The organism is Silvibacterium dinghuense, assembly GCF_004123295.1.
Lineage (GTDB): Bacteria > Acidobacteriota > Terriglobia > Terriglobales > Acidobacteriaceae > Silvibacterium > Silvibacterium dinghuense.
This window is the reverse complement of the sequence record NZ_SDMK01000003.1, coordinates 337,634-357,130: the sequence shown is the minus strand read 5'-3', so window position 1 is coordinate 357,130 and position 19,497 is coordinate 337,634. Positions and strand designations below refer to the sequence as shown.

At 62.2% G+C, this 19,497-nt stretch carries 17 protein-coding genes; 4 read left to right on the top strand and 13 right to left on the bottom strand.

Features of this window, described 5'->3' with window-relative positions; all coding sequences use genetic code 11:
- Window positions 1-454 precede the first annotated feature (454 nt).
- The 3 genes from ESZ00_RS15505 to nrdR all read right to left on the bottom strand — a co-directional run bounded on the left by ESZ00_RS15505 (window position 455) and on the right by nrdR (window position 2,968).
- The gene (locus ESZ00_RS15505) at window positions 455-1,213 is read right to left on the bottom strand and encodes a carboxypeptidase regulatory-like domain-containing protein (protein WP_129209212.1); all 759 of its coding nucleotides are present in this window, start codon (window positions 1,211-1,213) and stop codon (window positions 455-457) included.
- Between the two features lie 204 nt (window positions 1,214-1,417).
- Entirely contained in the window at window positions 1,418-2,428 is a 1,011-nt protein-coding gene (locus ESZ00_RS15500; protein WP_129209211.1) for an isocitrate dehydrogenase (NAD(+)), read from the bottom strand.
- A 27-nt stretch (window positions 2,429-2,455) separates the two neighbouring features.
- Window positions 2,456-2,968, bottom strand: a complete 513-nt coding sequence (gene nrdR, locus ESZ00_RS15495; protein WP_129209210.1) for a transcriptional regulator NrdR — start codon at window positions 2,966-2,968, stop codon at window positions 2,456-2,458.
- Between the two features lie 318 nt (window positions 2,969-3,286).
- Between nrdR and ESZ00_RS15490 the strand changes: the two genes are divergently transcribed.
- Window positions 3,287-3,745: a DUF1440 domain-containing protein gene (locus ESZ00_RS15490; RefSeq protein WP_129209209.1), complete on the top strand. Its 459-nt coding sequence runs from the start codon at window positions 3,287-3,289 to the stop codon at window positions 3,743-3,745.
- An 88-nt stretch (window positions 3,746-3,833) separates the two neighbouring features.
- Here ESZ00_RS15490 and ESZ00_RS15485 read toward each other — a convergent pair whose 3' ends face one another.
- On the bottom strand, window positions 3,834-4,847 hold the full coding sequence (locus ESZ00_RS15485; RefSeq protein WP_129209208.1) for a zinc-dependent alcohol dehydrogenase family protein: 1,014 nt from the start codon (window positions 4,845-4,847) through the stop codon (window positions 3,834-3,836).
- A gap of 91 nt (window positions 4,848-4,938) precedes the next feature.
- Between ESZ00_RS15485 and ESZ00_RS15480 the strand changes: the two genes are divergently transcribed.
- The gene (locus ESZ00_RS15480) at window positions 4,939-5,241 is read left to right on the top strand and encodes an ArsR/SmtB family transcription factor (protein WP_129209207.1); all 303 of its coding nucleotides are present in this window, start codon (window positions 4,939-4,941) and stop codon (window positions 5,239-5,241) included.
- A gap of 68 nt (window positions 5,242-5,309) precedes the next feature.
- Here the strand turns inward: ESZ00_RS15480 and ESZ00_RS15475 are convergent, their stop codons facing one another.
- The 3 genes from ESZ00_RS15475 to ESZ00_RS15465 form a co-directional block, all read right to left on the bottom strand.
- Window positions 5,310-6,380 carry a lysylphosphatidylglycerol synthase transmembrane domain-containing protein gene (locus tag ESZ00_RS15475; RefSeq protein ID WP_129209206.1) on the bottom strand — a complete coding sequence of 357 codons (1,071 nt, stop codon included), beginning with the start codon at window positions 6,378-6,380 and terminating at the stop codon, window positions 5,310-5,312.
- A gap of 81 nt (window positions 6,381-6,461) precedes the next feature.
- The gene (locus tag ESZ00_RS15470; RefSeq protein ID WP_129209205.1) at window positions 6,462-7,256 is read right to left on the bottom strand and encodes a lytic transglycosylase domain-containing protein; all 795 of its coding nucleotides are present in this window, start codon (window positions 7,254-7,256) and stop codon (window positions 6,462-6,464) included.
- Window positions 7,257-7,305: 49 nt separating this feature from the next.
- Window positions 7,306-8,196, bottom strand: coding sequence for an HAD family hydrolase (locus ESZ00_RS15465; protein ID WP_129209204.1), 891 nt, complete (start codon window positions 8,194-8,196; stop codon window positions 7,306-7,308).
- Between the two features lie 112 nt (window positions 8,197-8,308).
- Here ESZ00_RS15465 and ESZ00_RS15460 point away from each other — a divergent pair, with 112 nt between their 5' ends.
- Window positions 8,309-9,481 (top strand): acyltransferase family protein, encoded by a 1,173-nt coding sequence (locus ESZ00_RS15460; RefSeq protein WP_129209203.1) that lies wholly within the window; start codon window positions 8,309-8,311, stop codon window positions 9,479-9,481.
- A 184-nt stretch (window positions 9,482-9,665) separates the two neighbouring features.
- Here the strand turns inward: ESZ00_RS15460 and ESZ00_RS15455 are convergent, their stop codons facing one another.
- Window positions 9,666-11,246 (bottom strand): ankyrin repeat domain-containing protein, encoded by a 1,581-nt coding sequence (locus tag ESZ00_RS15455; RefSeq protein ID WP_129209202.1) that lies wholly within the window; start codon window positions 11,244-11,246, stop codon window positions 9,666-9,668.
- Window positions 11,247-11,664: 418 nt separating this feature from the next.
- A complete protein-coding gene (locus ESZ00_RS15450; protein WP_129209201.1) occupies window positions 11,665-12,921 on the bottom strand; it encodes a threonine synthase in 1,257 nt (418 codons plus the stop codon).
- Window positions 12,922-13,010: 89 nt separating this feature from the next.
- On the opposite strand from ESZ00_RS15450, the gene ESZ00_RS15445 reads away from it, so the two are divergent.
- Complete coding sequence (locus tag ESZ00_RS15445; RefSeq protein ID WP_164981544.1) at window positions 13,011-14,219, top strand: SGNH/GDSL hydrolase family protein; 1,209 nt, start codon at window positions 13,011-13,013, stop codon at window positions 14,217-14,219.
- A 109-nt stretch (window positions 14,220-14,328) separates the two neighbouring features.
- On the opposite strand, the gene ESZ00_RS15440 is transcribed toward ESZ00_RS15445, so the two are convergent.
- The 4 genes from ESZ00_RS15440 to dprA form a co-directional block, all read right to left on the bottom strand.
- A complete protein-coding gene (locus tag ESZ00_RS15440; protein ID WP_129209199.1) occupies window positions 14,329-14,613 on the bottom strand; it encodes a DUF427 domain-containing protein in 285 nt (94 codons plus the stop codon).
- A gap of 91 nt (window positions 14,614-14,704) precedes the next feature.
- Window positions 14,705-15,169 (bottom strand): DUF4760 domain-containing protein, encoded by a 465-nt coding sequence (locus ESZ00_RS15435; RefSeq protein WP_129209198.1) that lies wholly within the window; start codon window positions 15,167-15,169, stop codon window positions 14,705-14,707.
- A gap of 291 nt (window positions 15,170-15,460) precedes the next feature.
- The gene (topA, locus tag ESZ00_RS15430) at window positions 15,461-18,088 is read right to left on the bottom strand and encodes a type I DNA topoisomerase (RefSeq protein WP_129209197.1); all 2,628 of its coding nucleotides are present in this window, start codon (window positions 18,086-18,088) and stop codon (window positions 15,461-15,463) included.
- A 188-nt stretch (window positions 18,089-18,276) separates the two neighbouring features.
- Entirely contained in the window at window positions 18,277-19,479 is a 1,203-nt protein-coding gene (gene dprA / locus ESZ00_RS15425; RefSeq protein ID WP_129209196.1) for a DNA-processing protein DprA, read from the bottom strand.
- Window positions 19,480-19,497: the final 18 nt, after the last annotated feature.

The following is a 19,497-nucleotide window of genomic DNA, read 5'->3' as shown; positions in this document are numbered from 1 at the left end:
CGGCACGATGAGAAAGGCCCTCGCTTCGGCGAGGGCCTTTCGTCTGTCCGGGACGGAAATTTGATGGTGACCCGCACTAGGCCGTATCCCCATAGAGCGATAGCAAAAGGCTGTCATTTCGACCGGAGCAGGACAGTTTCATCGTCCTGCGGAGTGGAGAAACCTGCGGTTCTTCCTGTACCGGCAAAACCGCAGGTTCCTCCACTTCGCTTCGCTCCGGTCGGAATGACAAAGTAAAAAAGAGCGCTCCAGCCGGGATGACAACGATAAGGGTAAGTTCTTTATTCTCAGACCATCTCTATGGGGATACAACCTAGCCAACTCCGGCTTGTATAGGTCACCGCAGCTGTTCCGACGAGGGAAACACAGCTGGTTATTCTGCTGCGCGAGACGAAAATCCGTCTCGTTTTGGCCGGAATAACAATGCTTTTGCTACACCCTATCTCCCTAAACCCTACTTCGTCCCGCTGAAGGTGAAGTTCGCCGTGGCTGTCTGCTGCGAGGCGACTGTCACCGTAGCGGTCTGTTTGCCCAGAACCTCGTGTACTGCCTCGATGGTGTACGTTCCCGGAGGCAGGCCGTGGATGGTGAAGTGCCCATCTGTATCCGAAACCGCGTAGAACGGGTTGTCGATGACGTTGATAAAGGCTTCCATCCAGGGATGGTTGTTGCAGCGCACCGGGATCATCAGCTCCGGCGACGACAGCACCCGGGTCTCGCCCGCGTCGTTCGGCGGCTCGGAGAGATCCGCGGCCTGGTTTGTCCCCAGTGTCGGCGTCATGTGCACGTTGTGCATAGTGTTGTCGCTGTTGGTGAACTTGATCGGCTGTCCGACACGGAGACCGACCACGTGCGGCGTATAGCGGCAGCCTTTCTGGTCCATCACCACCGGCGACGTGGGGATGGCATATACCTTGTCGCCCAGCCCGCTTTTTACGTACAGAAAGACATTCGCGAGCCCGCCGTTATGCACCACGTACTGCTCGGTCAGGTTCGCATCGGCAAAGGTACACGCCGGGTCCTGCCCCATGTCGATGGGAATGCGAGCCGGAGGCTTGCCCTCGTAATGAATTGTGCCGGAAATGGTTCCGGCCGTGGCCGGATCGATGGAGACGTAATTCTGGGCGGGAGCGGCGGGGCCGGACTTCTTGCAGCCTGCGCCGGCGAGAGCCAGAGCGGAGAGCAGAATCAGGGCCGTTTGCTTCAGAGACATGGTTTACACCGTTAGCCTTCCGTAAAAGCTGTCGAAGAGGAATCTTTCACAAAAGAAGCTGAGGATCAGTCGTTCTTATCAGGAAATTGCGGAGGAGCTTCTAAAAAGGAGCTTTCGCGATACCTGTTCGGAAACGGAACGCGCCCCTTCCTGTCCTGTGAAGCACATAAGCCGTTTCGCAGGACAGACCGGGGCGCAGATGGACTAGAGAGCCGCGATGACCGCGTCGGCGAAGGCCGTGGTGCCGGCCGTGCCGTGAACATCGCGGGTGAGCGTCTTCTTCTCGGTGTAGACCTTCTCGATCGCGGCCTGGATGCGATCCGCCGCTGCCTCTTCGTCGAGATGGCGGAGCATCAGCACGGCCGACTGCAGCAGGGCGGTCGGGTTGGCGATGTCCTTGCCGGCGATGTCGGGAGCCGATCCGTGGACCGCCTCGAAGATTGCTGCCTCATGGCCGAGGTTCGCGCCGGGGACGAGTCCCAGGCCACCGACGAAGGCCGCGCACAGGTCGCTGACGATGTCGCCGTACAGGTTCTCAAGCAGCAGCACGTCGTACTGGTAGGGGTTGGTCACCAGCTGCATGCAGGTGTTGTCGACGATGTGCTCGCCGTAGGTGATCTCCGGGAAGTCCTTCGAGACGTTCTTCGAGCAACGGATGAAGAGACCGTCGGACATCTTCATGATGTTCGCCTTGTGGATGGCGTGGACCTTCTTGCGGCCGTGCTTGCGGGCGTACTCGAAGGCGAACTTGGCGATGCGGGTCGATGCCTTCTCGGTGACGATCTTGAGCGCCTCGACGACGCCGGGCACGACTTCGTGCTCGAGGCCGACATAGAGACCTTCGGTGTTTTCACGAATGATGATCAGGTCGACACCGGGGTAACGGGTCTCGAGGCCGGGCAGGTTCTTGATGGGGCGGAAGTTGGCGAAAAGCTCGAACTTCTTGCGCAGGGTCACGTTGATGGAGGAGAAGCCGCCGCCGATCGGGGTGGTCACAGGCCCCTTCAGGGCCACCTTGTTGCGCTCGATCGACTCGTACAGCTCCTTGGGGATGTACTCCTTGTACTTCTCGAAGGCCTCTGCGCCGGCCGCGTAGCTCTCCCAGTCGAACTTGACGCCCGAGGCCTCAAGGATGCGAACGACTGCATTCGAAACTTCCGGGCCGATTCCGTCGCCGGGGATCAGCGTAACTTTATGCGTTTTCTGAGTGGTCATAATTTTTGGCTCTCTGCTCTCGGCGGCTTATGCCTTTTCAGCCGGAGGGCTGGTGTGCGCGGCGGCCCTGGCCTTGCGGCCTGGCTGCTCGCGGGTGAGAAGCTGCTCGAGCTCCTCCTTGAATTCGCGTACGTCCTTGAAGTCGCGGTAGACGCTGGCAAAGCGGATATAGGCAACCGTATCCAGCGCTTTGAGCCGGTTCATCAGCAGTTCGCCGATCTCCGAGGTGGTGCGCTCGCGTTCGGGTGATTCGGTGAGGTAGGACTCGGTCTCATCGACCAGCCGCTCGAGGGTGCCGGCGGATACAGGCCGCTTTTCGCAGGCGTGCAGCAGGCCGGAGAGCACCTTCTGGCGCTCGAACTTTTCCCGCCGACCGTCCTTCTTGACGACCATGTAGGGAATCTCGTCGATGCGCTCATAGGTGGTGAAGCGCTTCGTGCAGCGCTCGCACTCGCGACGGCGTCGGATGGAATCGGCTTCTTTGCTTTCGCGCGAGTCGATCACGCGGTCTTGCGTGAACCCGCAATAAGGACACTTCATGTGCGTATAGCCAAATTCTAGCAGCGGACTGGCCGTCCAGGCCTTTTGCCTTCGGCCTCCGCTCCCTCCGATCACGAGTTGGCATTCTCGCTCTTTCATCATGGTTGTCATTCCGACCGAAGCGGAGCGACGTGGAGGAACCTGCGGTTTCTCGAAATAAGTGAGGATCAGGGTGCCTCATCCAGGCTTCGCTTAGGTGGGGGGGAGAATCCTGACGGGGGGACAGGAAATGCCAGACAGGCATCCACCACAAAAGAGACATCCTCAGTCAAAAAGAAGCACTTGGCTCTCAGCCATGGAATGGCATCTAATCGCCACATGACACGGAAGAGATCGATTCTGAAGGGAGCTATGGCCGGCATGATCGGCGGCCTTGCCGGCGCCGGAGCCAAGGTGCTGGCCGAGAAGCTTTTTCCGCCGCGCGCCGCCGGACAGGTCGCGCCGCCGGTAGTGCTGGCCGAGCAGGTTGCCGGGCATCCATTGCCCCCGGCCAGCCAGCAGGCTGCAATGCAGAGTATCCACCTGGCCTTCGGCGCGACCGCCGGAGCTGTCTACGGCGCGCTGGTCGAGATGGAGCCTTCGCTCGGAGCCTGGAAGGGCGCGGCCTTCGGCCTCACGCTGAACAAGCTGACCCACGAGTCGATCCTGCCGAAGATGGGCCTCGCCGCTCCAAAGGAAGAGCAGCCCACGCAGGAGCGCATCAGCGAATGGGTCTCGCATGCCGTCTACGGTATCTTCACCGACGCCGTGCGGCGCGTGGTGCGGAAGAACCTGTAAACAGGGTGCCGGGGATAGGGTTCAGGGTGTAGCGAAAACGGCGGCCGGAAGGCCGCCGTTTTCATTTGGGAAAGACGTTTGCAGGCGATTATGCGGATACCTTGATCACAATCTTGCCAAAGGCTCCACGAGCCAGATGCTCATAGGCTTCCCGTGCCTGGTCGAAGCTGTAAACCGTATCGATGACGGGGTGGATACGGTGCTGGTTCAGGAACTCGTTCATCCTCTCAAAGGATTGTGCCGGGCCGACACAGATGCCGCGCAGGACGGTCTGACGGAAGAGCACCGGCATCAGATCGAGCTTGGAAACCTGGCTGTCGAGAAAGCCGATCTGGTGGATTTGGCCGCCAATTCGCGTCGCCTGGACGGACTGGTTCAATCCCTCACCGCCGACGACATCGAGCAGCTGATCCACACCTCTCCCGTTCGTGAACTCCAGCGTTTTCTTCTCCCATGCCGGGTGCTGGCGGTAGTTGATGACCTGCCACGCTCCCAGCTCCTTTACGCGGGCCAGGTTCTCGTCGCGGCTCGAGGTCGCGATTACTTTGGCACCCAATGCCGTAGCCAACTGGAGCGCGAAGATCGAAACACCGCCGGTGCCTTGTACCAGAACCGTCTGCCCAGGCTTAAGCTGGCCGAGATCTGTCATGGCGTACCAGGCGGTAAGTGCGGCGATCGGCAAGGTGGCCGCTTCTTCATCGGACATGAAGGCTGGAGCTTTCACCGACGTGGATGCATTGAGGATCATGTATTCCGCCAGGGCGCCGGGCAGAGGCGTGCCGTAGGAAAAGAGGCCGTAGTCCGGCTCGGCATCCCCATCCACCCATGACGAGTAGAGGTTGGAGTTCACGCGGTCGCCTTCTTTTAGATGCGTGACTTCTTGACCCACGGCGACCACGGTGCCGACAACATCGGAAACGGGGATGAGAAGTTTGGGAACAAGCTCCGGTTCGTAGATTCCATCGACAATTGCCTTGTCGCGAAAGTTCAGCGATACCGCCTTCACCTGGATGAGAACCTCATTGGCCTGCGGTGTCGGGATCGGTGCTTCTCCCGGCTTAAGGTTTTCCAGCCCGAGTCCATGTAGCTGCCATGCTTTCACTGTGCTTCTCCTGGTTCGATAGTAGTTCGATAATATTCGAACAATAGTATGATGAAGGCAGAAGTGCAAGCGTTTCGGGAAATCGGAAAAGATGCCAACAAAACAGGCTGAGCCAAAGAAGAGCGATCTGCAGTTGACGGCTGTACTCTACGCTTTGAGCGATGAGACGCGGCTGCAGATCGTAAAAAGTCTCGTGAAGACAGAGGAGATCGCGTGCGGGTATTTCGATATCGACATGCCCAAATCGAGCTTGTCGCACCATTTTCGCGTTCTGCGGAATGCGGGTGTCATCACCTCCCGGAAGGAGGGAACAGCCCTGATGAATCGCTTGCGGAAGGCTGATCTCGATGAGCGCTTTCCGGGGCTTTTGAAGAGTATTCTCGGGGCTGCCTGATAAGCGAAATGGCCCAAATCCGGCCTGCGCAGCTCCCCGATCGCACGAAGAGCTGCGCAACCGTTGAGTTATTCCGCTGCGTCCTGCACAGGAGCAGTCAGTGACTCGACCCCGGCGTGCTCGCTCTCTTCCGAGACTTGCTTGAGCGAGACATGCTCGATCTGCGCCCAGACCAGGCCGAGCGGGATCACGCTCATGAAGGTGACTAGCAGCAGCACGGCGCCGCAGCCCAGCGCCGGTTCGGGCGCGACGTGAAAGAGCGCCGTCATCGCGGCGGAGGTCAGGCCGATCTGCGTGAACCAGCCGATGATCGGCAGCTGCAGCATCGAGGAGCCCATGCTGGCGGCCATCAGCAGCATGCACCGGGCCAATGTCATGTTTGCCAGCTCCGGCGCGGCCACAAAGGCCTTTGTCGCCTCCAGATACGCATAGGCAATCATCAGCCAGTGGATCACCGAGATCGTCAGGATTGCCAGGAAATCACCCAGCGAGCCGATCACGTTGAGCCCATCGCGGAAGCCGAGGATCTTCTCGCTCGCGCTCTCGCCGAGGCTCTTTGAAAACACACCCAGTCCTTTGCCGACGATTCCGGCGACCACCTTGCCCGAGACGCGGGCCAGGATAGCGAAGACGGCGAGCGCTACCGTGGCCAGCAGGCCGCCGAGCGCAGCCTTGTGGATCAGGTCCGGACGGGGCAGGTTGGCGCGGTCGGGAGAGAAGAGCAGGACGATGGAAAAGATCAGCGCCAGGCAGCCGAAATCGAACATACGCTCGACGGTGTAGACGCCCACCTGCGTGCTGAGCGGAAGCTTAGTGCGCTTGGCCACCAGGTACGGCCGCACCAGGTCGGCGAGGCGTCCGAAGAGCGCGACGGCGGTGAAGCCAATGACCTGCGAGCCGACCAGTTTGAACGGAGAGACCTTCTTTGTGGGCTTCAGCAGTACCGACCAGCGCACGGCGCGGACGCCGTAGGCCATCCAGATCAGCGCGATGCCAATACCGATGCGGCGCCAGTCGGCCAGCTTGAGCTGCTCGCCGAAGACATGCCAGTCGAAGTGAATGCGGTCGCGGACAAGAAAGAAGGCCACGACGAGCACGATCGCCACGACGAGGTACAGAAGCCAGCGCTTATTCTTCAAACAATCGGTCTCCCGGATCGTAGATGTCAGATCGTTCAGTCGGAAAGAAACTCAGGTGCGTGTGTTTTGGGGTCTGCTGTCTTATTTTATGGCGGCGCTGGCCACCTGGGTCACGGAATGAGCGGCCATGCTGTGGCGCTGGGCGACGCGCCGGTTGAATTCATGGATCACGCGGGCGACATAGGCGCGGGTCTCGGGATAAGGCGGGATGCCATGCCAGCGGTCCACCGCACCGGGACCGGCGTTGTATGCGGCGAGAGCCAGCGGCAGGTTGTCGTGGTAGCGGTGCAGCAGGCTATCGAGGTAGGCCGTGCCGCCGCCCACATTCTGCTCCGGAACAAAGGCGTCTGAAACTCCGAGCTGGCTGGCCGTGCCGGGCATCAGCTGCATGAGGCCGCGCGCGCCGGTACGGCTCACGGCGTGGGTCTGGCCGCCGCTCTCCTGCTTGATCACTGCCGCCAGCAGATCGACATCGAGATCGTGGACCTGGCCGGGTGCGGCCAGAAGCTGGTGAATTTCGGCGTCGGAAAGCCTTGCCGATGCCGGGGCGGCCGGAGCCGGGGTTGCAGTGACTGCATGTGCGGAAGCTGTCGCCGGTGCAGATGGCGCTGCGGGGGGCAGTTCTACGGGAACAGCCGAGGCAATCTCCGTGGCGTTCACCTCGACATAGCTGGAGGCGTCGGTATACAGCCGCACGCGGCTCCCGTCGGCGACGCGGTGGTCGCAGACCAGGTCGAAGCCGTTGGTCAGCGTGATGCGCTCGGCGGCATGCGCGGCGGGAAGAGCCGCGGTGGCGAGCAGCAGGCTGGTGAAGGTGGTCCGGAAACAAGACCGGAAAGCGGTCTGGAAAACGGACAGGGAGCGGGAGCACGTCATCAGGGTCAATCTACCATGGTGATCCGGGGCGGCAGCGCCCCGGATCGGGTTAAATTCCTCTGCCAGACGGGACGTTGGCCGAAGTGAGGACGCTCTCAAGCGTCTGCGCTACACCGTCCTCGTCGTTCGTCGGGGCGATGCGCCAGCCATGCTGTCGTGCCGCTTCGAGCAGCTCGGGGGCGGCATTGGTCATCACGACAGGTTGGCCGGCATAACGTAACATCTCGAAATCATTGAGGTTATCGCCGATGGCCATGACGCTGGCGGGTTCGATTCCCAGCCGCCGGGCCAGCCGGTCGAGGGCTACGCCCTTCGAGCAGCCGGGAGGCAGAATGTCGAGAATGCTGAGGTCGCGGTGGATGTATTCGGTGCGGTGCGTCTCGATCTTTGCAGAGAGTTCGCTGGCCGAAAGCCAGAGTTCCGCCTGCATCATCTCCGTCGGGGTGCCGCAGACCATGCCCTGCACGGGCGCTTTGCCGGCGTCGAAGGCGCGTTCCAGGGGGTGTACTTCTTCGATCCAGGGGCGGTTGGCCTCAACCCAGAGAGCGATGCGGGCGTGGAGCTGTTCGAACGATTCGATCACCAGCTCGCCCGGACCTTCGCGGTCGAAGGTAAAGACAGTGGTGCCGCCGAAGCGGCGCAGGATAGGGCAAAGCGCACGGGCGGTCTCGACAGGCAGCGTGAAGCGGTCGATGCGTTCGCCGGCCATGGTCCGGGTTACCGCGCCGTTCGAGGTGATGAAGACCGTCTCCGGACTCAGCCCGGAGGAGACCAGCAGCGGCGCGGCGTAGGCCTGGCGGCGGCCCGTGGCAATCACTACTTCTATGCCGGCTGCCTGTGCCTCGCGCAGGGCACGGTGGGTACGATCGCTGATGGTGCCGGAGGAGGGAAGCAGGGTGCCGTCGATGTCGATGGCGACCAGGCGTACGGGCGGGGTCATCTCTTCCAGTGTACGGGAGGAAGATTGCAGGCACGCGAATCGCGAGCTGAGAGCCGGATGGGGTTCGTATGATGTTCCTGAACAGGTTTGCGGAATCCCCTGAAGTTCTTCCATGGAAAGAAACGAGGTGCCGGTGGACGAGGTACAGGCGCAGAAGCGACGCATCCCCAGCCATCGCATTCCCAGTCTCGATGGAATGCGCGCCGTGGCCATTCTCATGGTCATCGCGCTGCACCTCACGCAGCGTTACCGGGTCGTGAACACGCACACGGCGAAGGGGCTCGTCCTTTACTTTCTCTTCGGCCTGGGTGGCGACGGGGTGGGAATCTTCTTTGTGCTGAGCGGCTTCCTCATCACCACGCTCCTGCTGCGCGAGCAGGAGAAGACGGGCCGGGTGAGCCTTGCCGACTTTTATCTGCGGCGCACCTTCCGCATCCTGCCTCCGCTCTATGCGTATCTGCTCTTCGTGATCGCGTTCTGCGTCGCAATACACACGCCGCTGCACTTGGCGACGATCCTCGGCTCGGCGCTCTTCTATCGCAACTATGTGCCGGGAGATGCGCAGTGGTTCACCGAGCACACCTGGTCGCTGTGCGTGGAAGAGCAGTTCTACCTGCTGTGGCCGCTGCTGTTTCTGCTGGCCTGGCGGCGTGGAGGGCGTCGTGCCGCGGGCTGGTGTGCTGCGGTGCTGATTGTGGCGACGCCGGTGCTGCGCGTGGCGACCAAGCTCGCCTTTCCCCATGTACACCATCTCGACGAGATGCTGCATGGACGGATGGATGCCCTGATGGCCGGCTGCCTGGCTGCGATCCTCATCGGTACAAGGCCGTTCGAGTCCTTCTACACGCGGGTGGTGGCGCGGATCTGGTGGCTGCTGCCGCTCGAATTCCTTGTTTTCTCCGGCGCGGCTACGCTGGCAGCGGGTGTGAACTACCACAACAGTATCGGCTTCACGATCGACAGCCTGTGCATTGCGCTCTTTCTGGTGTGGGTCTCGCGCAATGCGGAGCACTGGGTGGGACGGATACTGAACTGGCAGCCGGTGGTCTGGATTGGCGTGCTCTCCTACAGCGCTTATCTCTGGCAGACGTTCTTCATCCACACGGACAATCCGACCCGGGCCAAGGCCATGCCGTGGGGCTTCTTCCTGATCTGGATCGCCGCGGCGCTCTCCTATTTCGTGGTCGAGCAGCCTTCGCTCCGGATGCGGAAGCGGATCGAGGCCCGCCGGACTGGCCATCCAGGCCTTTCGCCTTTGGCCCCCGCTCCCTCCGGTCGCGAATGAGGTTTGGTTTTAGAACAAGATGCCGGATGCAGGAACCGGTGGTGGCCTAAGGTATATCGGTCTATTGCTTTAGTAAACCATTGTCATTTCGACCGGAGCAGGACGGTGGTATCGTCCAGCTCCGGTCGGGATGACGACGCAGTGGTAAGTTTTTATCTCTAATGCTCTGGAGGAGGACACGCCATCAGGCTTCTGTCGCTTGCGTGGAGGACGTGGCTGAAATTTCGATGCCGTGCTGGCGGAGAATTTCCAGTAGCTCGTCCGGTGCTTCCAGCGGCATTTCGGGCCGGGGAATGACCGCTCCCGCTGCAAGCAGCGTCCGCACCACGCCGGGATAATCGCCCGTGTCGCGATGCCAGCTGTGCGTCGAGCCGTGCAGCGCCCATGCCAGCGGACTGCCGCCGTGCTCCAGCTCGAAGACCTGTACCGGCGCATGGTGCCGCAGCAGGGCGTTCACCATCTCCAAATTGCCGTGCCATGCGGCGTAATGCAGCGCGGTTTGCTGGCTTTCGAGCGCCGCGGTCACCGGCCAGCCATGCGAGACGAGCAGCTCCACCGCGCGCGCATTGTTGCGTACCGCCGTGCCGATGAGGCGCCGTGCCGCCGCTGGTGAGAGCTTCTGGAAGAGCGTCGGATGCTGCGCCAGAATGCGCTTTACGCCCTCTTCGTCTCCGGTCTCGGCGATGTTGACGAGCCGGATCCACGCCGGGCTGCGCTGCATGAGCAGATCGAACACCGCGGTGTGGCCGAACTGCCGTGCCAGCATATGCGGCGTCGTGGTGATACCGAAGCCGAAGTAATAAATGCAGCCGCCGGAGCGGGGATCGCGCTTGGGGAAATCGCGCTCGCGCACGGTGATGCGGATCGTGTCCGGATCATGGTTGAGGATGCGCTCCACCAGCGCGAGGTCACCCACTGCGGAGGCCATGAGGATGTCTGTCTCCGCGCCGCGCGAAATAAGAAAGCGGGCCACGTCATGGCGATACGGATCGCGCCACTCGAGCAGTTGCCGCATGCAGACCATGTACTGCGCCGCAGTCGATTCGTGGTCGATGTCGCGTGCGTTGATGTCCGCGCCATGGTCGAGCAGCAGCGCGGCGATCTCGACGGTTGCGGCAAAATGCAGCGGGAGCTCTCCATCGCCGCCGCGCGCATGAACAAGATTGGGATCGGCGGCCAGCAACTCGCGCACGCGATCGATCCTGCCCAGCCGCGCCGCGGCGTGGATGTCCACGATTGCGCCGCGTGCAATGAGATATTCGGCCAGCTCCGGGCTCGCCGAGTCGAGTACACCGAAGCCGCCTGCCCACCAGCGGGTCCGCGCGTTGATATCTGCGCCTGCATCGAGCAGGGCGTCGATCATCTCTCGGTTATCGCGCATCACTGCGCCGATCAGCGCCTGAGCATCGAAGCTCAGGCCGGGCAGCGGCTCATCGAGCACACCGCCGCGCAGTGTGGGATGGCGGGTAAGCACCGCGCGCACCAATGCGGCCTGATTCGATTTGATCGCCGAGGAGAGCGCCTGTGCAGGGTTCTCCGATCCGAGCTCGAGATACTGCTTGAGCGCCGGCCAGGTGTCGAAGCTGTATTCCCGGGCGATGATGTGGAGCGCATCGGCGAGTTTCGGCTGCGGTGTGGTGACGCCGAAGGCGGCGAGGCGTGCGACTGCGACGGGATCGGCTGCAAGCGCCTGATCGAGCAGCGTGCGGGCCTGATTTTTAAGGTGTTCGAGGTTGGGGCGTGCGGGAAGCTGATGCTGAGACATGACTCACTCCTTCTTTGATGCCCGCGATCCGCTTCGCCGGGCGAGAAGAGAGTGGATTGTGGCACTGCAGAAAAGCAGCAAGGCGGGATAGTCCCTTTCCGCGGACGGGGTGCACCCTTGGTGTGCGCTCTGAGTGTAGCAGCGTTTCCCAAGGGTGACGCAAGCCCTCGCCTTCGTATCGCCGGCTTTGTGGATGGCTTCGTAGAAAAGGTTGTCATTCCGGCTGGAGCGCTCTTTTTTACTTTGTCATTCCGACCGGAGCGAACCGGGGTCCCCGGCGCGCCCGATGTTGGCGCGCTGGGGTGGGGAAGCGAAGTGGAGGAACCTGCAGTGTCGTTTACCCAGGCAACAGAAGCTTGGGTGAGCGATCAAACTTCTACGCCCTATCCTCACACCGCCTCCCAAAACTGGTCCGAGGTTAAACCGGCGTGATGATGCCGCCGACCGGCGTGCGCACCGGATATTGCTTCTGCGTGGGCCGTTCGAGCTGCATCGCTTCGGCGATCATGTCCGTGTACTTCAGGCCGGAGCCGGTATTGAAGAGCACCACGCGGTCCGTGGGCTTGAGGAAGCCGATGTCGAGCAGATAATCATACGCAGCGGTGGCCGCCGCGCCTTCCGGGCAGAGCATCAGTCCCTCGTGACGCGCCCAGTCGAGCAGCGAATCGAGGATGGCGGCATCGGGCAGCGCGACCACTGTGCCCTCCGACTCGCGGACAATGTCGAGGATGATCGAGTCGCCATAGGGCTTGGGCACGCGCAGGCCGGCGGCAAAGGTCGCCGCGTTCTCGAACATCTGCGAGACATGCGCGCCTTCGCGGAAGGCGCGGGCGATGGGCGCGCAGCCCGAGGCCTGCACGGCGATCATCTTTGGCCGTTTGCCGGGCTTGACCCAGCCGAGGGCTTCCATCTCCTCGAAGGCCTTCCACATGCCGATGAGGCCGACGCCTCCGCCGGTGGGGTAGAAGACGGCATCGGGATACTCCCATCCCAGCTGCTCCACCAGCTCGTAGCCCATGGTCTTCTTGCCTTCCACGCGGAAAGGCTCCTTGAGCGTCGAGACATCGAACCAGACATCCTCCGGCGCGAGACGGCCTGCGGCGGCTTCGGTCCGCTGGGACTGGATGGTCTCGGCGACGATGCGTCCGCAGTCGGAGATGAGGCCGTCGACCAGCGTGACCTGCGCTCCATACGCAACGCCTTCCAGGTAGTTGGCGAAAGGCACATCCTTTGGCATGAAGAGATGCGCCTCGATGCCTGCGGCCGCGGCATAGGCGGCCAGCGCCCCGGCTGCGTTGCCCGCCGAGGGCGTGGCCAGCTTCTTCAGTCCGTAGTGCTTCGCCATGGAGACGGCAGCCGACATGCCGCGCGCCTTGAAGGCTCCGGTGGGGTTCGTCGCTTCTTCTTTCACAAACAGAGACGGATGCCTGCGGCTTGGCAGCATCGGCGTCCAGCCTTCGCCGAGGGTGACCGGCGTGACATCGGGGAGCACGGCGCTGTATCGCCACATGCTTTGCAACCCGCCGGGTTCCGGCCGTTGCGCATGGGCGCGAATCGCGTCCAGATCGTAGCGGACGTAGAGCGTTCCCGCGCAGTGCGGGCAGACGTTGCGCGGCTGGTCGGCAGAAATGTGCTGGTGGCAGCGGGAGCACTCGAGTGAAGCGATAGCGGGCATGTGTCCAGCGTATAGGAAGAGCAGGCTCTATGATGGAGCGGACGGCCGCGGAGCCTGCGGTCCCGATCCTTGAATGCTGGAGTGTGTGGATGACCTGGACGATGCGGCTTGGCTCGCTATGCCTGGCTGGAAGTATGTTGTGTGGTGTGGCGATGGGGGCCGAGAAGCCTGCGGCAAGCTGGGTGGGAAGCTGGGGAGCATCGCCTTCGAGCTCCCGGGTGGTGGACGCCGGGGATGTGACCTATCGCGACGTGGTGCACCTGAGTGTCGGCGGAAATGCCATCCGGATCAAGCTGACGAATGAGCTGAGCCCGGCTCCGGTTGCGATCGGCGCGGTGCACGTGGCGCTGAGCGCGGGTAGCGGCCAGACACAGCCCGGTACCGACCACGCGCTGACCTTCAACGGCCGGGCGCAGGTGACTATCCCTGCCGGAGCCATGGTGGTCAGCGATCCGATCCCCATGCCGGTCGCTTCGATGGCCGACCTGGCGGTAAGCGTCTACCTGCCGAAGCAGGAGCAGGCGCGCACCACCTGCCATGACCTGGGCTCGTCGACCAACTACATCGCCACCGGCGATGCCACGGCGGCAGCTTCCGTGGAAGGCGCGAAGACCGTGACATCCTGGTGCGTCGTAAAGGGAGTCGATGTGCAGGCGAACGAGAAGAACGCAGGTGCGATAGTGACCTACGGCGACTCGATCACCGACGGCGCCGGTTCGGCCCTGGACGCGAACCATCGCTGGCCGAACTTCTTTGCCGAGCGGCTGCAGGCGGAGAAGAAGACCTCGCACCTGGCCGTGCTGAACGAGGGCATCAGCGGCAATCGCCTGCTCTATGACGGTGCCGGGCCGAGCGCGCTGGCGCGGCTGGACCGCGACGTGATCGCGCAAAGCGGCGTGAGGTACCTTGTGATCCTCGAAGCCATCAACGACATCGGGCGGATTCCAAAGGAAGGCGATCCGGAGAGCTCGCTGACGGCGGCGGATGTGTTGTTTGCTTATACGCAGATCATCGAACGCGCCCATCAGCATGGGATCAAGGTGATCGGCGCCACGCTGACACCCTACGAGGGAGCAAAGTACTTCTCCCAGGGCGGTGAAGCGGTGCGGCAGGCCGTGAACCAGTGGATTCGCACACCGGGGAACTTCGACGGCTTCATCGACTTCGACAAGGCGACCCAGGACCCGAAGAATCCGGGCATGTATCTCCCGGCCGACGATCACGGGGACCACCTGCACCCCAGTGATGCGGGCTACAAGGCGATGAGCGACAGCATCGACCTGAAGTTGTTTGAGTAGCCAGGCTCAGGGCGCGGGAACAGACGCTACCGGCAACTGGCACCAAGCACCAACAGGAAAAGGCGCGGACCGAATGGTCCGCGCCTTTTGTTTTCAGGGCGTTGAAGGCTTACTTTTCGATTTCGACGCCACGCCAGAAGGCGATGTGATTCTTGATGTTACGAGCGGCGGGCTTGGGATCGAGGTAGTACCAGGCCGCATCCTGGTTCTCCTGGCCGTCGACGACCAGGGAATAGTAGCGGGCCTGCCCCTTCCACGGACAGGTTGAGGTGGTCGAGCTGGGGCGGAGGTATTCCCGGTTGACTGCGCTTTCCGGGAAGTAAATGTTGCCTTCGACCGTTTCGAATGTGTCGCTTTCCGCGATGACTTTGCCGTTCCAGATTGCCTTTGCCATACTGCCTTCAGAAACCTTTCCTACAGAGTCAGACATTTTACCTTACCAGAAGCGGCGGTCTTGTGCATGAATGTAAGCGCTTTCTTGTGCCTTATTGACCTTTTGCGGCGCGGGAGGCGAGGAACGCGGCCTTGCGCTGGGGCAGGGTGCGCTTGAGCTGGTCGACCCGGGTGCGTGCAGCCGGATATTCCTCCACCAATTGCTGGACCTTGACTAGAAAACCGGGCCGGCCAGCCCGAATCTCAGCGAGATAGGGTTCGAACTTGGCAAAGATGAAGAACGGCTCGTTGTTGCAGTCGAGGAAGAGCTCGGCATTGAGCGCGCCATGGGTGACGAAGGCCGCGGCCATGTCCCAGTAGCTGGTCACCTGGCGAACCCAGGCATTGTGCTCGGTTCCGAAGGCCTGCAGGACGGCGAGCGCTTCGGCGGAGGATTCGGGGAAAAACTCGCCGTGCAGCCAGGCGCGAGCCTGACGCATGGTGGCTTCGGTGCGGAGCTCGTAGAGCTTCAGGATCAGGTCGGCATCCTGCGTAGTGGCCAGGGTGGATTCAAACATAGGGTGTACTCCCGGCGTGAGTCTACATGGAATGATGGTGGAGAAACCGGACGATGGGCAGGAATCGGGGTGCTTGCGGCGCGGAGCAAGATCACGAAGCGTTGACGGTGCCCCATTCAAGTCTTCTGTTGGCTTGAGGGAGGAAGCGATGGACCTGATTCCAAAAATCGATCGCAGGTTCCTCCACTGCGCTTCGCTCCGGTCGGAATGACAAAGCGTAGAGATTGAGCGAAAGCAAAGAAACGCCCCTGCCGAAGCAGGGGCGTTGTCTTGCAGCGATGCGAGTAGCGTTTACACCTCAACGAGCGGGCCGTGCGTCTTGGCCGTTGGCTTGACCTTGGGTGCCGGATCGGCAGGCTCGGGCGGTGGGGCGTCGCCGATGCGCTTGGTGTAGCTGCAGGCGATCTCCGTCTCCGGTTCGCCCTTCTTGGCGCGCTTCTTCGGTGTTTCTTCCTCGCCAGCCGAGGGCTTCTTATTGTTCGGGCAGACCAGGTAGACGCCCGACTTCAGCGTCTTCTCCATCAGGTACGGCGAGCCGCACTCCGGGCACTTCTGGTCGACCGGCTTGTAATTCGCCGTGAAGTCGCACTTCGGGTACTCCGAGCAGCCGTAGAAGAGGTTGCCGCGGCGTGCCTTTTTCTCCACCAGGTCGCCGACTTTGCACTTCGGGCAGTTCATGCCGATGGTGTTCTGCTTGATGTACTTGCACTTCGGATACGCCGAGCAGGAGACGAATTCGCCGTACTGGCCGTGGCGCAGTACCAGCTGGCTGCCGCACTTGGGGCAGTTCTCCTCGAGCGGTTGCGGCGGCTTCTGCTGCTGCTTCTGGTTCAGGCGGCGGACCGTCTTGCACGGCGGGTCCTCGTTATAGCCGGGGCAGGCCATAAACGGGCCCCATGGGCCGTTGCGCAGCACCATCACGCGGCCGCAGTTCTCGCAGTACTCTTCTTCGGTCTCTTCGGCCTGGTCGGCCATCTGCAGGTTCGGCTTGGCGTCGAAGTTCTCGCGCGTGTAATCGCAGGAGCCCTTCTTCTTCTTGTCGTACGAGCTGCAGGCGTAGAAGCTGCCGAACTTGCCCCACTTCAGCACCAGCGGCGAGCCGCACTGCGGACACACTTCGTCCGTAGCCTTCTCCATCCGCTTGATGTCTTCCATGTTGTCGCCGGCGACCTTCAGCTCCTTCTCGAAGTGGCCATAGAAGCCGCCGAGCAGGTCGGTCCACTTCTCCTTGCCGTCTTCGATGTCGTCGAGCTCTTCTTCCAGGCGTGCCGTGTATTTCGTATCGAAGATGTAGGGGAAGTTCTTCACCAGCAGGCCGGTGACCACGGTGCCGATCTCGGTGGGCACGAAGCGTCCGTTGCGGCCGCCGATCTTCTGCACGTACTCGCGATCCTGGATGGTGTTGATGATGGAGGCGTAGGTCGAGGGGCGTCCGATGCCGCGCTCTTCGAGCTCCTTCACCAGCGAGGCTTCGTTGTAGCGCGGAGGCGGCTCGGTGAAGTGCTGTTCGGGCTTGAGTTCCTGCAGGTTCAGCTTGTCGCCGGCTTCGAGCGCGGGCAGCTTGTTGGCCAGCGCCTCGTCGTCCTCGTCCTTCTTTTCCTTCGACTCCTCGTAGACCTTGAGGAAGCCGTCGAACTTGACCACCGAGCCGGTGACGCGGAAGTCATAGCTGCGGTCGGCCTTGGCGACAATGTCCACGGTCGTCTGATCGAAGAGCGCGGGCGTCATCTGCGAGGCGACAAAGCGCTGCCAGATGAGCTTGTAGAGCCGGTACTGCTCATCGGAGAGATAGCGCTTGATCTGGTCCGGGTGCAGATCCGGATTCGACGGACGGATGGCTTCGTGCGCATCCTGCGCGTCCTTCTTCGACTTGAAGGTGTTGGGCGCGGCGGGCAGGTACTTGGCGCCATGCTTCGACTCGATGAAGCTGCGGACCGAGGCGATGGCCTCCGGCGCGACGCGGGTCGAATCGGTACGCATGTAGGTAATGAGACCGACGGTGCCTTCGCTGCCGAGGTCGATGCCTTCATACAGGCGCTGGGCCACGCCCATGGTGCGCTTCACGTTGAAGCCGAGCTGGCGGGCGGCGTCCTGCTGCAGTTTCGAGGTGGTGAAGGGCGCGGCGGGGTTCCGCTTGCGCTCCTTGCGCTCGACATTGCGCACCGACCACGCAGCCTTCCTGATCTGGGCCACGGCCTCGTCGGTGAGCTTCTGGTCAGGCAGCGCCGGAGCGTCCACGGTCTCGACCTTGGCCTTTGCGCCGTCGATGCCGATGAAGCGGGCGGTGAAGTCCTGGCCTTTTGGTGCAGGCTGCAGTACGGCGTCGATGGTCCAGTACTCGACCGGGTTGAAGGCCTTGATGACTTCTTCGCGCTCGACGATGAGGCGCAGGGCGACCGTCTGGACGCGGCCTGCGGAGAGTCCGCGGCGGACCTTGTCCCAGAGCAGCGGCGAAATCTGGTAGCCGACGATGCGGTCGAGGACGCGGCGCGTCTGCTGCGCGTCGACCAGGTTGCGATCGACGGCGCGGGCATGCTGGAAGGCGGCCTTGACCGCTTTCGGCGTGATCTCGTTGAAGGTGACGCGGTGGACCGCGCCCTTTTTCGTCGAGCCCTTCAGCACCTCTTCGAGGTGGTAGGCGATGGCCTCGCCTTCGCGGTCCGGGTCAGGCGCAAGATAGATGCTGTCCGACTTGGACGCAATCTTCTTGAGGCGGTCGACGACCTTTTCTTTTCCGGGGATGACGATCAGCTCGGGCTCGAAGGTGCGCTTCTTGCCTTCGAGGTCGACACCGATCTTGTTCTTCGGCAGGTCCATGATGTGGCCGATGGAGGCCTCCACGGTGAAGTCGCTGCCGAGATATTTGCCGATCGTTTTAGCCTTGGCGGGCGACTCGACGATCACGAGAGATTTGCTCATTCTTTTCCTTTACGACGGGCGTGCATCTATCAGACGCAATCCCGACGCTCCTGGTTCCTTACGGTTTGGATTCCTCAAAAATCCGGAATCCCGACAATGTCTCTGGAAGCTACCATGCCCCGCGGCTCAAAATCCACCGGCGGTCCTTTATAAGGTGGCGGCGGCTGGCAAAGGGAACGCCAGTGCCATTACAGGCAGCGGACGTAATTCTTGCCGGGAAGCTGCCGGACGCGGCCGGCGAGTTCGAGCTCGAACAGGGCGGTAAAAACCTCCGAAGAGCTGAGTTCCGCCTCCAGCTTTTCCATGATCTCGTCGATCTGGAGGGCCTCATCGGGTCGGAGGATCGAGAGCAGGCGAGCTTCATGGGGAGGGAGGGGCTCTTCCCTGAATAACGATGCAGCAGGTGCGTCATTCGATGCAAGTCCGGCCTTTTCGCTGAGCAGGGACTCCAGTTCGAGCCGCACCTGGCTGGGAAGGTCTTCCCACACGTCCTCCCAGGTGGCGGTGAGCTTGGCGCCCTGTTTTATCAATGTGTTGGGGCCCCAGGCGTTCTTGTTCGTCACGTTGCCGGGAACGGCAAAGACGTCGCGGTTCTGCTCGAGGGCGCAGCGGGCGGTGATGCGGGTCCCGGAGTACTCGGCCGCCTCGACCACCAGCACGCCGATGCTGATGCCGGAGAGAATGCGGTTGCGGCGGGGAAAGTTTGGCGGAGCGGGAAAGGTGCCGAGCGGGAATTCGGAGAGGATGGCTCCGCCGGTGGACAGGATTTTCTCCGCAAGCGATTGATTTTCCTTGGGATAGACAACATCGATGCCGGTACCCCAGATGGCGATGTTGGGCTTGCCGGCGGCCAGCGCCCCCTTGTGGGCGGAGGTATCGACGCCGCGGGCCATGCCGCTGAGGATGATGAGGCCGCGCTGGGCGAGATCGCGGGCCAGCATCTCGGCCATGGCTGAGCCATAGGGGGTGGGATGGCGGGTGCCGACGACAGCCAGCGCCGGCTGCTGCAGGATAGCGGCTTCGCCGCGCAGCCACAGTACCGGCGGGGCATCGAAGATCTCCCGCAGGCGTGCGGGATAAGCCTCGTCGGCATGGCAGAGGAAGCGGGCGCCGAGCGAGGTGAGCGCGGCCTGCTCCTTTCCGGCGAGATCGAGTGAGCGGCCATCGGCGAGGAACTGGGCGCTTTCGGCGGGAAAGCGCAGCCCTTCGAGCTCGGTAAGGCGCAGGTTGAGAATGCGGGCCGCCGCTCCGACCTGCTCGACGGCCCTGAGGATACGGCGGGGGCCGAGCTGCGGCGTGAGAGCCAGGGCAAGCCAGGCCAGTCGCTCATCGTTTATGGCAGTAGAAGCAGGGGAGGTGGACACAGGCAGGCCGGCGGGAGCGGTGGTCATGGCGGGTGCATCACCTCT

Coding starts and splice junctions, on each gene's coding strand:
- ESZ00_RS15465 (WP_129209204.1), bottom strand. CDS start 8,196: ATGACCCCGCCCGTACGCCTGGTCGCCATCGACATCGACGGCACCCTG.
- ESZ00_RS15450 (WP_129209201.1), bottom strand. CDS start 12,921: ATGCCCGCTATCGCTTCACTCGAGTGCTCCCGCTGCCACCAGCACATT.
- ESZ00_RS15480 (WP_129209207.1), top strand. CDS start 4,939: ATGCCAACAAAACAGGCTGAGCCAAAGAAGAGCGATCTGCAGTTGACG.
- ESZ00_RS15460 (WP_129209203.1), top strand. CDS start 8,309: ATGGAAAGAAACGAGGTGCCGGTGGACGAGGTACAGGCGCAGAAGCGA.
- ESZ00_RS15500 (WP_129209211.1), bottom strand. CDS start 2,428: ATGACCACTCAGAAAACGCATAAAGTTACGCTGATCCCCGGCGACGGA.
- ESZ00_RS15440 (WP_129209199.1), bottom strand. CDS start 14,613: ATGGCAAAGGCAATCTGGAACGGCAAAGTCATCGCGGAAAGCGACACA.
- ESZ00_RS15455 (WP_129209202.1), bottom strand. CDS start 11,246: ATGTCTCAGCATCAGCTTCCCGCACGCCCCAACCTCGAACACCTTAAA.
- nrdR (WP_129209210.1), bottom strand. CDS start 2,968: ATGAAGTGTCCTTATTGCGGGTTCACGCAAGACCGCGTGATCGACTCG.
- ESZ00_RS15490 (WP_129209209.1), top strand. CDS start 3,287: ATGACACGGAAGAGATCGATTCTGAAGGGAGCTATGGCCGGCATGATC.
- ESZ00_RS15435 (WP_129209198.1), bottom strand. CDS start 15,169: ATGTTTGAATCCACCCTGGCCACTACGCAGGATGCCGACCTGATCCTG.
- topA (WP_129209197.1), bottom strand. CDS start 18,088: ATGAGCAAATCTCTCGTGATCGTCGAGTCGCCCGCCAAGGCTAAAACG.
- ESZ00_RS15445 (WP_164981544.1), top strand. CDS start 13,011: ATGACCTGGACGATGCGGCTTGGCTCGCTATGCCTGGCTGGAAGTATG.
- dprA (WP_129209196.1), bottom strand. CDS start 19,479: ATGACCACCGCTCCCGCCGGCCTGCCTGTGTCCACCTCCCCTGCTTCT.
- ESZ00_RS15505 (WP_129209212.1), bottom strand. CDS start 1,213: ATGTCTCTGAAGCAAACGGCCCTGATTCTGCTCTCCGCTCTGGCTCTC.
- ESZ00_RS15470 (WP_129209205.1), bottom strand. CDS start 7,256: ATGACGTGCTCCCGCTCCCTGTCCGTTTTCCAGACCGCTTTCCGGTCT.